12 protein-coding genes are annotated in these 14,554 nt (G+C 59.6%); 2 read left to right on the top strand and 10 right to left on the bottom strand.

Going from position 1 to position 14,554, the window contains the following annotated elements:
• Positions 1 to 159 precede the first annotated feature (159 nt).
• Positions 160 to 1,317: an HWE histidine kinase domain-containing protein gene (locus BLW50_RS00175; protein WP_170849902.1), complete on the top strand. Its 1,158-nt coding sequence runs from the start codon at positions 160 to 162 to the stop codon at positions 1,315 to 1,317.
• Here BLW50_RS00175 and BLW50_RS00170 read toward each other — a convergent pair.
• The 10 genes from BLW50_RS00170 to BLW50_RS00125 all read right to left on the bottom strand — a co-directional run bounded on the left by BLW50_RS00170 (position 1,314) and on the right by BLW50_RS00125 (position 13,243).
• A complete protein-coding gene (locus BLW50_RS00170) occupies positions 1,314 to 1,655 on the bottom strand; it encodes a response regulator (protein ID WP_090696098.1) in 342 nt (113 codons plus the stop codon). The two genes, BLW50_RS00175 and BLW50_RS00170, sit on opposite strands and share 4 nt — an antisense overlap.
• Positions 1,656 to 1,921: 266 nt before the next feature.
• Positions 1,922 to 3,511: an aldolase/citrate lyase family protein gene (locus BLW50_RS31300; RefSeq protein WP_170849901.1), complete on the bottom strand. Its 1,590-nt coding sequence runs from the start codon at positions 3,509 to 3,511 to the stop codon at positions 1,922 to 1,924.
• A gap of 58 nt (positions 3,512 to 3,569) precedes the next feature.
• Positions 3,570 to 4,295 (bottom strand): hypothetical protein, encoded by a 726-nt coding sequence (locus tag BLW50_RS00160; RefSeq protein WP_090696096.1) that lies wholly within the window; start codon positions 4,293 to 4,295, stop codon positions 3,570 to 3,572.
• A gap of 17 nt (positions 4,296 to 4,312) precedes the next feature.
• The gene (locus BLW50_RS00155) at positions 4,313 to 5,926 is read right to left on the bottom strand and encodes an ATP-dependent acyl-CoA ligase (RefSeq protein ID WP_244544086.1); all 1,614 of its coding nucleotides are present in this window, start codon (positions 5,924 to 5,926) and stop codon (positions 4,313 to 4,315) included.
• Positions 5,927 to 5,977: 51 nt separating this feature from the next.
• Positions 5,978 to 7,057: an LLM class flavin-dependent oxidoreductase gene (locus BLW50_RS00150; protein WP_090696095.1), complete on the bottom strand. Its 1,080-nt coding sequence runs from the start codon at positions 7,055 to 7,057 to the stop codon at positions 5,978 to 5,980.
• A gap of 119 nt (positions 7,058 to 7,176) precedes the next feature.
• On the bottom strand, positions 7,177 to 7,908 hold the full coding sequence (locus BLW50_RS00145) for a GntR family transcriptional regulator (protein WP_170849900.1): 732 nt from the start codon (positions 7,906 to 7,908) through the stop codon (positions 7,177 to 7,179).
• A 19-nt stretch (positions 7,909 to 7,927) separates the two neighbouring features.
• Positions 7,928 to 9,730 (bottom strand): dipeptide ABC transporter ATP-binding protein, encoded by a 1,803-nt coding sequence (locus BLW50_RS00140; protein WP_090696093.1) that lies wholly within the window; start codon positions 9,728 to 9,730, stop codon positions 7,928 to 7,930.
• 1 nt (position 9,731) lies between these two features.
• On the bottom strand, positions 9,732 to 10,613 hold the full coding sequence (locus BLW50_RS00135) for an ABC transporter permease (protein WP_090696092.1): 882 nt from the start codon (positions 10,611 to 10,613) through the stop codon (positions 9,732 to 9,734).
• Entirely contained in the window at positions 10,610 to 11,629 is a 1,020-nt protein-coding gene (locus tag BLW50_RS00130) for an ABC transporter permease (protein WP_090696091.1), read from the bottom strand. Before BLW50_RS00130 ends, BLW50_RS00135 begins: the two co-directional genes overlap by 4 nt.
• Positions 11,630 to 11,701: 72 nt before the next feature.
• Positions 11,702 to 13,243: an ABC transporter substrate-binding protein gene (locus tag BLW50_RS00125; protein WP_090696090.1), complete on the bottom strand. Its 1,542-nt coding sequence runs from the start codon at positions 13,241 to 13,243 to the stop codon at positions 11,702 to 11,704.
• Positions 13,244 to 13,597: 354 nt separating this feature from the next.
• Between BLW50_RS00125 and BLW50_RS00120 the strand changes: the two genes are divergently transcribed.
• Positions 13,598 to 14,539 (top strand): NADP-dependent oxidoreductase, encoded by a 942-nt coding sequence (locus tag BLW50_RS00120; RefSeq protein ID WP_170849899.1) that lies wholly within the window; start codon positions 13,598 to 13,600, stop codon positions 14,537 to 14,539.
• Positions 14,540 to 14,554 lie beyond the last annotated feature (15 nt).

Raw genomic sequence — 14,554 nt, 5'->3', positions numbered from 1 at the left:
CGTCGTCCGCTGGCTCGTCAAGGTCGGAGCGGAACGAGCAAACCAATTTCAATCACACAGCACCGACTGATTTCGAGCGCTTTACGCAAAACTGGCGTGGTCCAGTCGTTCTGATACACTGCGACACCAATGGGGAAACCCGGCACGGGTCCAATTCACATGCCAGACGAACAGTGTTTTGAGCTGGATGAGATTATTATCACGGGCGAATTGGCGCGTCGTGATCGACCTGATCGCAATTATCAGCGGGAAAATTTAGCGCTGCACGATCTGAGCCGGCAGATGGCTCATAATCCTCAGCAACTTCTCCCCCATCTCGTCGAACAGGCGCTCGACCTTTGCAGCGCCGATTCTGCCGGCATTAGTGTTCTCGACGGCCCGGTTTTTCGTTGGACAGCCCTGCACGGCAAGCTTGAGGTTTTCGACGGAGAAACGACGCCCCGCCATGACAGCCCTTGCGGCGTCTGCCTGGATCAGGAGGGAGCGCTTTTGATGCGCAATCCCGAACGAGTCTACGACTGGATCAGGAAGGCCAACATCACGGTGCCGGAAGTCCTGCTGGTGCCGCTCCCGATTGATGGCGGACAAAGCTTGGGAACACTGTGGGTTGTTGCAAAAGAGGGAGACGAATTTAACGCAGGCCATATGGAGACGTTGACCCATCTGGCCGCCTTTGCGGGAACAGCCCTGCGGATGCTCAAAGCCGACGAAAAGCTCAAACAGGCTCTTGAGGAGCAGGAGACTTTGACGCGGGAGATGAACCACCGCATTTCCAATATCTTCGCGATCAACAATAGCATTCTGGGACTGTCGGCCCGTCTTGCGGAATCGAAAGACGACTTGGTCGAAGTTTTGCGCGGCCGCTTTGGAGCGCTGGCCGATGCGCACGGCCTAGTGAGAAGATCATTCCATCCCTCGATAAAACCGCAAGGGGTGGATTTGGCTCAACTGGTCGAAAAGATCCTGAAGCCCTACTTCGTGCCGACACTTAAAGGGCAGAGTATCCAACTCGGCGAAAATACCACCAACAGTATGGCGCTGATGCTGCACGAACTCGCGACCAACGCCGTTAAGTATGGCGCGCTCAGCGTTGAGGGTGGTGAACTCCATATCGATTGGAAATGTAAGGACGACCAGCTCATCTTGAATTGGCAGGAAGATCGAGGGCCCACTGTCGTCCAACCAACCCGAAGCGGTTTTGGATCGAAACTGATCGCCAACACCCTGCGGTCCCTCCAAGGCACGATAAACTATGATTGGTCAGCAGAAGGATTGCGCGCGCAATTGATCGTTCCGCTCAAGAATTTGGAACGCTAAGCGAGCAGCAGGCGAAGTTTGGAAAGCAGCTCACGCTCGATATAAGGCTTCACAAACAACACAACATCATCGGGAAGTCCGTCGCGCTTAGCGTTCCCAGATGTGAGGATGATCTTGACCGGAGGCCACCGATCACGAACCACCCACATCAACTCGATACCATTCAACGACCCTGGCATCTGCACGTCGGAAATCAACACAAGAATATCAGACCTCGTCTGAAGCACGCCAAGCGCTTCATCACCATCCGCAGTGGCGACAACGGTGAAACCAGCCTCTACTAAGACTGCCTCCAAATTCAGGCGCTGCAGAGCATCATCCTCGGCAATCAAGATCATCAGAATTCTTTTCAAAATTCGAGGTCTATCCGTCCACTAGAAACACTCGAAATTCCAAATAGTTGCGCAGTATTGTGAAAATGCCCATGCGAGCTTGCCGAGACTGATGCGCGATGGGCCTCGGTCATCAGAGTTAAGCTGTTGATGGCACGGCCTCTTCGGTAATCCAGTGGAGGTAGAACTGGCCGCTACGCCCGCCTCGACAAACACACGCCGTCACAACCGCCCTTGGGCGGCCATGACGGCGGCAATGATCTCAACCCGGACTAGGACGCGATCAGCGCGATCACGCGCAACGGGCTGCCCGATCCCTTTTCGATTTTCAGCGGCGTGGTGATGAGCACGGCGCCTGTCGGTGGCAGCTGATCGAGATTGCAGAGGCTGGCGAGCCCCAGCTTGTTGGCGCCGTGCATGAGATGATGCGCCGGAAAAGCGGGCTCGAAAGCAAAGGCCTGTCCCGCATCGGTGCCGACCGCCTCGACACCCCAGCCGTTCACATTGCGCTGCTCGACCAGGAACTTCACCGCGGCCGCCGAGGGGCCCGGCACATGCGGGCCATCTTCCTTCATATTCAGAAAGGCCGCCGGATCCTCGCGCTTCGACCAGTCGGAACGCATCAGTACCCAGGCACCATCGGGGATGCGGCCATGACGCGCTTCCCAAGCCTCGATGAAGGCCGGCTCCAGCAGGAACTTCTCGTCCGCCTTCGCTTCCTTCGAGCAATCGATCACACAAGCCGGTGCGATGAAGCGGTCGATCGGAATGGTATCGGTATAACCCTTGGCATTGTGCTGGCCCGTCACCCAATGGGCCGGCGCGTCGAAATGGGTGCCCGTGTGTTCGCCCAAGGCGATGTTGTTCCAGTACCAGGCCGGGCCGCGCTCGTCATAGTGCGAAATTTCGGTCGTGCTGAACGGGTCGGATTGCGCGAACGGCGGCGGCAATTGAATGACCGGGGTCGACGGCCGCAAGGTTTGCGTCAGATCGACCATGCGGATCTGCCCGCCCGACAAGGCTGATACAAGCTGAGTAAGAAGCGCTGCTGACATATTTTTGCTCTCCTTCGATCCACCATAACCCGATTGAACCGCACCCGATGCGCGGCCGGAAAATCGCTTCATCGCATCCGCGAAACCACCACTGACGACATCGATGTCGTTGGCGACGACAACAATCTCAAATCCCTGCTGCCGCCGCTTCAACGCGGCTTCCGCATTGCCGGTGTAGATGCCGCACGGCACGCCGGCTTTTCGGCAAGCCGCGAGCACACGCTGGCAAGCTTCCTCATGGCGTCCGTCGATCTGAGGAAAGCAGCCCAAGGAAATCGCCAGATCGCCGGTGCCGATGAAAACAAAATCGATGCCAGCCGTGGCAGCAATGGCGTCGGCTTGCTGCACGCCACCTGCCGTTTCGATCATCACGCCGACAACGGTTCGCGCAATCGCGGCCTCATAATAAGCCGCGAAATTACGACCCAGCGGCCGCACGCCGCCGCCAGATCTTGTGCCCTGCGGCGGAAACCGGGCAGCGGAGACCACAGCCGCTGCTTCGGCCTGCGTCTCGATAAGCGGGACGATCACGCCTTCAGCGCCAGCATCCAAGGCCTGGCCGATGGCTAAGGCGGAATTCTCGGCGACGCGCACCAGAACAGGAGCGCGTTCGCCCACGGTGCCGATCGCTTCTTCGATCGTGCGCCGCTCCCAGAGGCCGTGTTGGGAATCGATGACGATCGCATCGGGAGTGGCTTCGAGCGCCAGCTCCAAAATCGCCGGCGTGCCCATCGACATCCAGAACATACCGACAGGCGCGTTCCCGCCAATCCGCTGTCGCAGGCATGTCCTGTCCGTGCTGGGCATTCCCCACTCCTCTCGCACCGCGTCCGTGCGCAGCATAGCCCGGCTAAATTCGCCGCGTCTATGCGGTTCCCGCAACGGAGAGCGTGTGAAACGGATAGTGCGCGGCTTCCCCTTCGAAGGCGGGAAAGCTGTGAAAATCCTGGCGCAAAGCATCGCGAACCGGCGACAGCATCGCCGCGTTCATCGCTTCCGCACTGTCGAACACCGTCTTGTTCCGCTGCATCGATGTGCGTAGCGAGAACGGCAGATCGGAAATGACAACCGCCGGCGTATAGATTTCGATTTTGCGAATGCCGGGAAACTTCGCCAGCAGATGCGGATGTTTGCCGACATAGAAGCGATGCCAGGCCTGCTCGTCCGCCGCAGGCCCGGCATATTCGACCAGATAGCTCAGCGGACCTTCGGGCGCGGCAACTGGCTGCGGCTCCGCGACCGGATAGCGGCGCGTCAACATCGCCTGATGGGAGGCTGCAGCACCGTTAAGGCTCGGCAGAAAATGCGGATCGGCCAGGCAGGACAAATAGCCATTCGCCTGCAGGCAACGCTCCAGATCGGCGATCTCAGAAAACTCGAGCTGCAGAACGAGAACCGGCGACCCACCAAGGTCGGCGGCATAATGAGGATCGTGCGCGCTGGCTGGCGAGAAAACATGGCCTTCGATCAGGCCGCGACAGCCACGCAGCAAAGCCACCAAGCCCTGCCGATCGTAAGAGTCCAGAGCGGGCTTGCCCTCGCCGGCACGATCCCCAATGCAATCCCATTGACAGAACCAGGAAATCGTCATTCGCCCGCCCCTTTACGCTAACGTTTCAACGCGATGCCGGCCTTCACAAGATCCCACGTGTCGGCCGAGCAGCCGCGCTCTCGCAGTTTGAACTTCTGGATCTTGCCGCTCTCGGTGCGCGGCAGAGCGTCGAAGAATTCGACAAAGCGCGGGATCGCGAAATAGGAGAGCTTGCCCTCGCAGAAACGCACGAGGTCGGCAGGCTCCACGCTCTCGCCCGCTTTCAGCACGATGGCGGCCATCACCTCGTCCTCAGCCAGATCAGAGGGCACAGGAAAGACGGCCGCGACTTCGACGGCGGGATGCGACGACAACACCTGCTCGACATCGAAGGACGAGACATTCTCGCCCCGGCGGCGGATCGTGTCCTTCATCCGATCGACGAATTTGAAATAACCGCTTGGATCGCGGACGACGCGGTCTCCCGTATGCAACCACAGATTCCGCCACGCCTCGACCGTCTTCTCGGGCATGCCAAAATAGCCGGCCGCCATGGCGAAGGGTTCGTTGGCGCGCAGTAGCAATTCGCCCGGCACGCCGTCTGAAACCTCATTGTCCTCGTCATCGACAACCCGCGCCTGGAACCCATCGGCCAGACGCCCCATCCAGCCCGGTCGCCGGCTATCAGACGTGGTGCCGATCACCGCATTGCTTTCGGTCGCGCCATAGCCATCGAGCAGCAGGATGCCGCTGCGCTCCGTAAAGACCTCATGGAAATGACCGGGCACGCCCGGCGCCAAAGCGACGCGCACGCGATGCCGCTTCTCATCCTCGCTCGGCGGACGCGACAGCAGCATCGGCACCATGGCGCCCAACACATAAGTCACCGTCGCGCCTGAAGCGACGAGACGGGACCAGAAATTGGAAACCGAGAAGCGTCGCTCCACCACCTGCGTGCTGCCGGACAACAGCGCCTGGAAAAAGCAATTGAGCGCATTGGTGTGAAACAAGGGCAAGGTGGTATGCAGCACATCCCCCTCGCCGACACCCAGTTGCCGGCCCGTGTAAAAAGCCCACCAGAAATATTGCCCATGCGGACAGCAGACGCCTTTCGCTGGCCCTGTCGTGCCCGACGTGAACAGAATGGTCAGAAGATCGTGTGGCTGCAATTTCGCGGGCGCGACGGGCGTGCCGTTGCGCGGCATCGGAGCAACGACAAGACCGTCACGCGCTGGAAATTCCGCTGCGTCGAAGTCCTGATCGACAATCCAGATTGTCGTGACGCCGGCGGATGCCAGATCAAGCCCCTCGAGCGCCGGCAGCAACTCGCGCTCCACCGCGATCAGACGGCTGCCGCTGACATTGAGAATGTGCTGGAGCTGAAGGCCTCTGGCGGCAGTGTTGATCGGCACGGATACCGCACCAAGCCAGGCGCAGCCCAAAAACAGTTCCAGGAACTCGGAGCGATTGCTGCACAACAGCGCAACCCGATCGCCAGCGTTCACGCCAGCAGCTCCAAGAGCTCCGGCACAACGAGCCGCTCTGTCGGGAGCCTCCGCAAACGACCAGGCGTCGTCGCCGCAGACAAAAAGCGGCCGCGCGCCATAGCGATCGGCCTGCTGGCGCAACATCTCCGGCACCACGCGGGCCGATGGCGGAAAGGTCGACCGCAGGTCGATCAGCGAAGTCACGGCAGGGCCGCCTCGATCCGCATGGCGCGCAGGTTCATCAGGAGAAGGTCCTCATGTGCGAAGCCCCATCTCCTTCAGGAGCGGCATCACCTCCTGGCAGAAATACGGCAACTCGTCCTTATAGTTCACGAAGGACAGAGCCGCGCCGCCATAGCCGACCTCGGCGAACTTGGCCAACTCCCCGGCGATCGTTCGTGGTGTGCCAACCAGAGGATAGCTACCCGTGCCAGCGGCGAAACGCTGCTTGTAGAGACGGAACGCTTCATCCTCGTGGCTGTGGCTGAAATTCTTCTTCTGCTGCATGTGATAATCGACGGCCAATTCGTCGATCATGTCGCGCGAATAGTAGTCGTAATAATCCTCGGCCTCCGCCTGGGTCGGCCGGCAGACCACATGGCCAATGGTGTAAACGCCGACCGAGCGGCCGAATTTCTTCGCCCGTTCGCGGATATCGGTGACATGTTCCTTGCCACTGTCCAGATCGGTAAAGCTGGTGAAGAGATGGTCGCAGTTTTGCGCCGCGAAATCCCGGCCGGTCGGGCCAAACGCCGCGTTCATCGTCACCGGCCGAGGCTTCTGCAAGGAGGCCGGGCGGCTCACCGCGCCTTTGAGCTTGTAGTTGGCGCCATCGAAATCGATCGGCCCATTGCTGTTGTAGGTCTTGACGATGACGTCGAGCCATTCGGCCGCTTGCGCATAAGGCTCTTTCTGCAAGCTCACGCCGAACATATCGAACTCGTCCGGGTTCCAGCCACAGACGATGTTCAAGCCGGCGCGACCATGGCTGATGTGATCGACCGTTGCCAATGCTTTGGCCGCATAAAGCGGATGCAGCAGCGGCACGTGCACGGTCATGAACAGCGCGATGCGCTCGGTGATCGAGGCGAGGCCGGCTGCGAATGTGAAGGTCTCGAACGACCATTCGCGCACATTGCTCGATCCGCCATAACCGCGCCAGCGCGCGATCGGCAGAAAGAAGTCCATGCCGGCCTTGTCAGCGATCTGCGCCGCGGCCGCCACATCATCCCAGTCCGCTTTCCAAGCTTCCGGAACGACCGAGAATGTCAGCCCGCGATCCGCGTTGGCTGAGAAAACGCCAAGCTTGAAGCCTGTCTGCTCTGGATCCGACATTGGGTTGAAGATTGGCAACCTCAGTCTCCCGCGTCAAACAATATACTGTATATTAAATGCTCGCTTACAAACCTTGTCAAGGTGCGGCACAGCCGGCCGGCACCGAAAAAAGCCGCAGATCAGTCCTCGCCTTCAGCTTGAAACGCTATCGCCGCCGCATCCACATGCTTGATGAAGAGTGCCGCCGCCTCCGCCCCCTTGCCGGCGCGAAAAGCCTTGTAGATCGCCCGCAGGCGCTGCAGCACGTCCTTACGAACGTCTTTGTTCGACAGGGTTTTAAGGCGCACGGCCTGAACGTGATCGATATAGCGTGTGAGCGCCCGCGCCAGGCTGACGTTCTCGACTTGCGCCAGCCAAGCACCCCGAAAAGCCGCATTGGACAAAATGAAAGCCGTCGTATCGCCAGTTTCGCTGGCGTGCGCGCAATCGTTGATCGCCGCTTCCAGCTTCTGCAGCACCGCAGGGGTCATGTGGGTCGCCGCGCTGGCGGCGGCCGAGGGCTCGAGCAAGCGGCGAATCTCGAAAATATCCGCCACTTCCTGGCGGCTGATCCGGCGCAGTACAAAGCCGCGCGACGTGCTCTCCAGCATCCCCTCATGCACCAGCTGCATCAGCGCTTCGCGAACCGGCATCCGCGAGATGTTCAAGGCCGCTGCGATGTCGAGATCCACGAGCCGTTCGTCAAAGGTCAGCTGACCATGGGCGATCCGGTCACGCATCAGGTCGTAAACCTGTTCGCGCAGGTTCTTCGGTTTAGAGACCGCCGGCCCGCGCTGAATCGCGCGCTTCTGACCGAGACCCTTTTTCACGACCGCGAGGTCGCCGCGTTTGCTATCCAGTCGTGGGCGCAAGTCAGCCTCCACCATTCGTCTACGACGGCACCGATTCCATCAAGAGCTTCGTATAGGGATGTTTTGGCCGGGCGAACACCTCCTCGGTCACACCTTCTTCAACGATTTCGCCGCGATACATCATTAGGATGCGGCTACAGAGATAGCGCACGACACCAAGATCGTGGCTGATGAACACCATGGTCAGATTTTTCTGGCGATTGAGCTCCAGTAGGCAATTCAGGATATGGGCCTGAACCGAGACATCGAGGCCGGAAACGATCTCATCGGCAACGACGAGTTTTGGCTCAAGACACAGCGCGCGACCAATGTTAACGCGTTGCCGTTGCCCGCCCGATAGCTGCGATGGAAAGCGGGTAAGACAATCCGCCGGCAGGCCGATGTCTTGCAGAATATTGTCAGCCGCCGCCCGGCGTTTCTCCACTGGCAGGCTGTTCGGCCCCACTTCCAGCCCCTGGGTCAACAGCTGCAGAACACTGCGGCGCGGATTAAGTGCGGATTGAGGATCCTGAAAAATCAACTGGGTATCGCGGCGGGTGAGATGCAGCGTGTTGCCCAGCGCGCCGCGTTCCTCACCGGCGATCTTGATCGTCCCTTCCGTGGACTTCTCGAGGCCGACGATCAGCCGGCCGATCGAACTCTTGCCGCTGCCGCTCTCGCCGACAATGCCCAGAATCTCGCCGGGCCGCACGGTGAAACTCGCCGAGCGCACCGCATCGAACGAAGTCTTCCGCAGGCCCAGAAATCCGCGTCTGGCCTTGTACTCAAGCCGAACGTTCTGGAACTCGACGGCGGGCTTCTGCGCACTGGCGGCCAGCGGTTCGACAAGAATGGGCGCGCCGCTGGCGAATTCGAAATCACCGCAAGTATCGCCACAGCGCGTCCAATGGTTCTCGCTGACGAAGCGGCGTTCCAGCCTGGCGCTGACGCAAGCTGCATCCTTCGCCGGGCATCGCTGGGCAAAGCGGCACCCAGCCAGTGTCGAGAACATTTTCAGCCCCGGCATCTGTTCCGAGAGGGTCGGCAACATGCGACGTTCGCCGGTCAGACGTGGAATCGCCGCCAGAAGGCTCTTGGTATAGGGATGCGACGGCGCTTGCAGGACCGCTTCCGCCGGCCCGAACTCGACCATGTCGCCGGCATACATCACGCCGACAGTCCGGCAGACATTAGCCGCCAGTCGCAGATCGTGAGTGATGAACAGAACCGCCGTTCCGTGTTGCGCCTGCTGCGCAGCGATCAAACGCATGATCTGCGCCTGCGTCACCACATCGAGCGCCGTCGTCGGCTCATCGGCCACCACCAAGGCCGGCTCGCCGCTGAATGCCATGGCGATCAAAACGCGCTGACACTGCCCGCCCGAAAGCTCATGCGGATAGCGCAGCAGCATTTCTTCGGCATTGGACAATCCGACCTGCTGCAAACGTTCGATCATCAGGGAGCGCAAAACGTCCTTAGCGACGCCCAGATGCTTCAGATGTTCCTGGAATTGATCGCCGATCGATCGCACCGGATTGAGGGCGCTGAGCGGCTCCTGCGGAATGAACGCGATGCGCCGGCCGAGCAGATCGCGGCGCGCGCTCTTACTCAAGTTCAGAAGATTTAAGCCTTCGAATATCACCTCGCCCGACGAGACGCTGAAATTATCGGGCAGAAGCCCCGAGATGACGCGCCCGATCATGCTCTTGCCGGCGCCGGATTCGCCGACAAGCCCGATGACATCGCCTTTGTTCAAGCTGAACGAGATATCGCGCAGCAGATCGACAGGCTGTCTCTGCATGCGGGCCGTGACGGTGACGGCGTTAAACGACAGGACGGTCATGTCAGCTGGTCCTCCGCCGGAAGCGCGGATCGAGTGTGACGCGCAGCCCCTCGCCCAGGAGGTTGAACCCGAGAACGGTCACGAACATCGCCAAAATGGGCAACAGGATGCCCCACGGCGCTTGATACATATAGCTGCGGGCACTGGCGATCATCATGCCCCAGGCCGGCACATCCGCCGGCACGCTCAAGCCGACAAAGCTCAAAATCGCTTCGACGATGACGCCGATGCCGACTTGCAGGCTGAACAGCGTAATCACCAGCGGCGCGACGCTCGGCAGAATCTCGCGCAGAATGATTCGGGTGTGGCTAAAGCCCAGAAGCTGAGCGGCCGACACAAAATCCTTGCGCCGCACCACCAGCACTTCAGAGCGGACAACGCGGCAGAAGCGCGTCCAATCGACCAGGACGATGGAGAGGATGACATTGCCGATCCCTGTGCCAAAGCCGACCATGAGCGTCAGCGACAGAACGACGGGCGGCAGCGACATCCACAGATCGACGAAATAGCCGATGAGACGATCGACCCAGCCGCCGAAATAGCCGGCGATCAAAGCCAGGGTCGTGCCAAACAGCATGGCGCCGATGGCAGCGAGAAAGCCAACCATCAGGGCAACCCGCGCGCCGTAGATCATCTGCGAAAGAATGCAGCGCCCAAGGCTATCGGTACCGAAAGGATAATCGGCGATGCCGCCCTGCGCCCACATCGGCGGCAGCAGCATATTGGCCAGATCCTGATTGGCGGGATCGTTCGGCGCGATCTGCGGCGCGAAGAGCGCGAGCACGATCATCAGGCAAACGATCAGCGCGCCCACCACGGTCTTGGGCGAACGGACTGCTTGGTGAAAAGCCTCGGCGGCGAAGGATTTGTCTTCGGCACTCATTGCGCGCGCCTCAGCTTGGGATTGAGCACGACATAAAGCACATCGACAACCGTGTTGATCAGCAGCGTCATGACGCAGAACACCAGAGCGATCCCTTGAATGAGAGGCAAGTCATGGTTCCGCACGGCTTGAACCATCAGATTGCCCAGGCCCGGCAAGGAGAAGATCGATTCGACCAGCAGCGTTCCGCCAAACAGAAAGCCGAATTGCGCGCCGATCAGAGTGATGGTCGGCAAGGCGGAATTCTTCAGCATGTGCGAGATGATGATCTTTCGCTCCGACAGACCTCTTTGGCGAGCCGCCATCACATATTGCTCTTCGGAGGATTCAAGCAGCGAGGCACGCAACACGCGAATGACCAGCGGGCTGAATCCCAGCGCCAACGCCGAAGCCGGCAGGAGCAGATGCGACCAGGCGTTGAGCCAGTTTCGCCACTGACCGACCATCAGATAGTCGACCAGAAGAAACCCCGTGCCGCCAGGAATGGCCACGCCGGAATCGACCCGTCCCGCGATCGGCAACCAGCCCAGCGCCACGCCAAAGCCGAGCATCAGAAAGATCGCCCACAGAAACGCCGGAATGCACAACATGCAGATGACGGCGATTTCAAGCGGCGGTTCTCCGGCCGTGCCGCGAACCGCATAAAGAATGAGCCCACCGGGTATGCTGATCAGCAGCGCGAAAAACAGACCGACGAACGACAGTTCCAGCGTCGACGGCAGCGTGTTGGCAATCAGCCGCGTCACCGGCTCGCGAAACGAGATCGAACTGCCCAGATCCCCGTGCAAGGCATCTCTCAGCCAGATGACGAATTGCACCGGAATCGATCGATCGAGCCCCAACGCTTTCTGCACCACCTCGGCATCGGCCTGCGTCGCATTGGGCGGCAGCAGCAAGGCGAGAGGATCGGCAGGAAGCGCTCTGAGAACGACAAAGACGATAACGGACAGGAGAAGCATTGTTGGAATGGATCCAGCCAATCGCTTCAAGGCAACGCTGATTAAAGCCTGAAACATCGAGATACCGTGGCACTACTTTCCCGGCGGCCGCCTGCTACTTGCGCACGCGGCCGCTGCAACCATGATGGATCAGGCTTTGCGCGTCGCTTCGGCCGGCAGAACGTAGCCCGGCGTATATGTCGGGATTTCGACCGTCTTCTTGGTCACGATATTACCGACCGTTTGCAGCAACGGAATTGACCACGAATTATCGGACGCTTCCTTCATCAACGCACGATAGGCGTCGAGCCGTTCCTCAGACAGTTTCATGGCGAAGAGCTTATCGATCCGCTCAACGAGGCTTGGCTCTTTCCACGCCGAGAATCGCAGGTTCGGATTGAGAATGCGGCCAGCGTAGTTTTCCGGATCACCGGTGGCATTGGCCCAGCTGTAGAACATGATGCCGGGCAGTTTCGCCGCGTGATTGAGCTCAAGATATTTGGCGATCGTGGTTTCCTCAAGCTTCACATCGACGCCAATCTGACGCCACATCGCCGCGATCGCTTGGGAGATTTCATAATCGTTCGGGAAAGAACCGTTCGGGCACAGCAGGGTGAGGCGCAACGGCTTCGCCTGGCTATACCCCGCTTTCTTCAACAGTTCAGTCGCCTGCGCCCGATTGAACGGGAAGGAATAACCCGGAATATCAGCGCTTGAGCCCGGTGTCGTCAGGATCGACAATGGCTTCGCGGTGCCGGCGAAGAAGCCCTTCGACAGCGCCTGCTTGTCGATCGCCATATGCAGCGCCGTCCGCACATCCTTATTCTGCAGAACCTCCACATAACTTGGAACCTGCAACATATAGATCTCGGCCTGCGGATAGATTTTGACCGACAGGTCCGGCTTGCTTTGCAAGCGGATCGCTTCGCGGAACGGCAGCTGAACGGCAATGTCCACCTGGCCGGATTCGATCGCGGCGACGCGCGTCGATGCTTCCGTCAGGGCTTGGAAGGTGACGTTCTTGATCGGCGGCACGCCGCCCCAGTATTTATCGAAGGCTTCCAGGACGATCCGCGAGCCCCGCTGATAGTCCACCAATTTATAAGGACCGGCGCCGATCGGCTTGGCCAGGAAGCCATCGTCACCAACACTCTGGTGATAGGCCTTGGGCAGGATGTAGCAGCACAGAAAGCCGAGATAGAATTCAACCGACGGCGAGGGCTTCGAGAACACCATGACGCCCGACGTCGGCGAGATGATTTCGATATCCTTTAAATCCTGCAGCAACCCGGCGACCGCCAGTCTCTTATCCTTCTGCGGACGATCAACGAGGCTATATTTCACATCCTCCGTGGTCAGAGGCGAACCGTCATGGAACAGGATGTTGTCCTGCAGCGTGAACTCCAGCCGGGTTCTGTCATCATTGAGCCATTTCCGCTCCTTGATCTGGCGCGGCAGCAGCTTCTGGTCCGGCGAATAATGCAGCGGCGAATCGAACACGCTCTTGTAGATCGATTGCCCGAGCGGGAACGTAACGGACGTCGGATCCCAGCTTTGTACGTCGACGGGAAAAGCAATGTTGAGGGTCCCGGAGGCTTGCGCGGCCGCCAAGTCCGGCAGAAGCGCGGTCGCTGGAAGTCCCAACATCAACGAAACGAACTCACGCTTTGAAAGCTGACCTATCCCGCTCATCAGACACCTCATCAAACGAAATCTGTATTGCGCCGATTCATCGTCCTTAGAAAATCCGCCCACGTACCCGCGCCTAGCAAGGTTCGCGCCGTGTGGCGTGCCGTCGTCTGTGCTGTGAGCCTTACCCTCCCGGATAACCGCACTGTCATTCTCTCTTCAGCGCTCAAGGAACGCGAGAACGAAACAGTTAAGCTGGCCCCTCCCAACAATAATATACTGTATCCTGTTTGAAATGCTATTATGCTCCAATCTTGCAAGTCAAGCGTCGACGTCGAAAAGATGGTGGTTCGTATCGAAGTGCGATCCAAACAGCTGAACGATTGGTCAGACGCCTTATTATGGAGCAGTCATCTGATGCTTGCTGTGCAATTCGCTGAATATGGTGGCCCCGATGTTTTGCAACTGCGGGAGATCGACCGACCGAAACCTGGCCCAAACGAAGTCTTGATCGACGTTCATGCCGCGAGCCTCAACCCTGTCGATTGGAAGATTCGCTCAGGGTTTTTGCGCGCCGTTGTTCCCCTCGCTTTACCTGCCATTGTCGGGCGCGACGGCGCCGGCATCGTCAGCGAAATTGGCAGCGGCGTTGATCCGGCATTGCTGAATGCGCGGGTTTGCTTTTTCGCGCCGCGCGCCGTCGGCACATGGGCGGAGCAGATTGTTCTTCCAAGCTCATGTTTGGCGACGCTGCCCGACACGGTCTCCATGCAGGAAGCAGCCGGGCTTCCTCTGGCCGGATTGAGTGCTTGGATCGCCTTGGTCGAGACAGCCAAGATCGCGCCTGGCATGCGTGTTTTGATTCATGCTGGTGCCGGTGGTGTCGGGTCGCTGGCGATTCAGATTGCCCGCGCCCGCGGCGCTCATGTGGTGACCACTTGCTCGGCGCGAAATCGCGATTTCGTCACCGACCTCGGCGCTCATGAGGTCATCGCCTATGATGAAGCCCCATTCGAGTCCCAGCTGCGCGATATGGATGTCGTCTTCGACCTGCTGGGCGGCGACGTCCATCGCCGCAGCTATCAGGTCCTCAAGCGCGGCGGCACCATGGTTTGCCTGGTGGCTGAGCCTTTTGAAGATCGAAGCGCCGAATTCGGCGTCAAGGTCGTCATCGCGCCGGTCATGCCCCGGCAGGAGAGTCTCATAGCCTTGGTCGAGCTCGTCGCCTCCGGCGCCTTGCGCGTGCCCGTCGAAAAGCAGCTCCCCCTCGCCGATTTCAAAACGGCGCATGAGACCTCGCAGCTGGGTCACATGCGCGGCAAGCTCGTCATGCAGGTGCGTGGCGCGACCGGTCGATAATCGGCGAGCCCCCCT

Source organism: Beijerinckia sp. 28-YEA-48, from assembly GCF_900104955.1.
Taxonomy (GTDB): Bacteria; Pseudomonadota; Alphaproteobacteria; order Rhizobiales; family Beijerinckiaceae; genus Terripilifer.
The sequence above is the reverse complement of the archived record's forward strand: the minus strand, read 5'-3'. Positions and strand labels throughout refer to the sequence as shown.

Excerpts from the sequence above, each read along its gene's own strand:
- BLW50_RS00150 (WP_090696095.1), bottom strand. The coding sequence starts at position 7,057 with ATGTCGGATCCAGAGCAGACAGGCTTCAAGCTTGGCGTTTTCTCAGCC.
- BLW50_RS00130 (WP_090696091.1), bottom strand. The coding sequence starts at position 11,629 with ATGTTTCAGGCTTTAATCAGCGTTGCCTTGAAGCGATTGGCTGGATCC.
- BLW50_RS00120 (WP_170849899.1), top strand. The coding sequence starts at position 13,598 with ATGCTTGCTGTGCAATTCGCTGAATATGGTGGCCCCGATGTTTTGCAA.
- BLW50_RS00125 (WP_090696090.1), bottom strand. The coding sequence starts at position 13,243 with ATGAGCGGGATAGGTCAGCTTTCAAAGCGTGAGTTCGTTTCGTTGATG.
- BLW50_RS00175 (WP_170849902.1), top strand. The coding sequence starts at position 160 with ATGCCAGACGAACAGTGTTTTGAGCTGGATGAGATTATTATCACGGGC.
- BLW50_RS00170 (WP_090696098.1), bottom strand. The coding sequence starts at position 1,655 with ATGATCTTGATTGCCGAGGATGATGCTCTGCAGCGCCTGAATTTGGAG.
- BLW50_RS00160 (WP_090696096.1), bottom strand. The coding sequence starts at position 4,295 with ATGACGATTTCCTGGTTCTGTCAATGGGATTGCATTGGGGATCGTGCC.
- BLW50_RS31300 (WP_170849901.1), bottom strand. The coding sequence starts at position 3,511 with ATGCCCAGCACGGACAGGACATGCCTGCGACAGCGGATTGGCGGGAAC.
- BLW50_RS00135 (WP_090696092.1), bottom strand. The coding sequence starts at position 10,613 with ATGAGTGCCGAAGACAAATCCTTCGCCGCCGAGGCTTTTCACCAAGCA.
- BLW50_RS00140 (WP_090696093.1), bottom strand. The coding sequence starts at position 9,730 with ATGACCGTCCTGTCGTTTAACGCCGTCACCGTCACGGCCCGCATGCAG.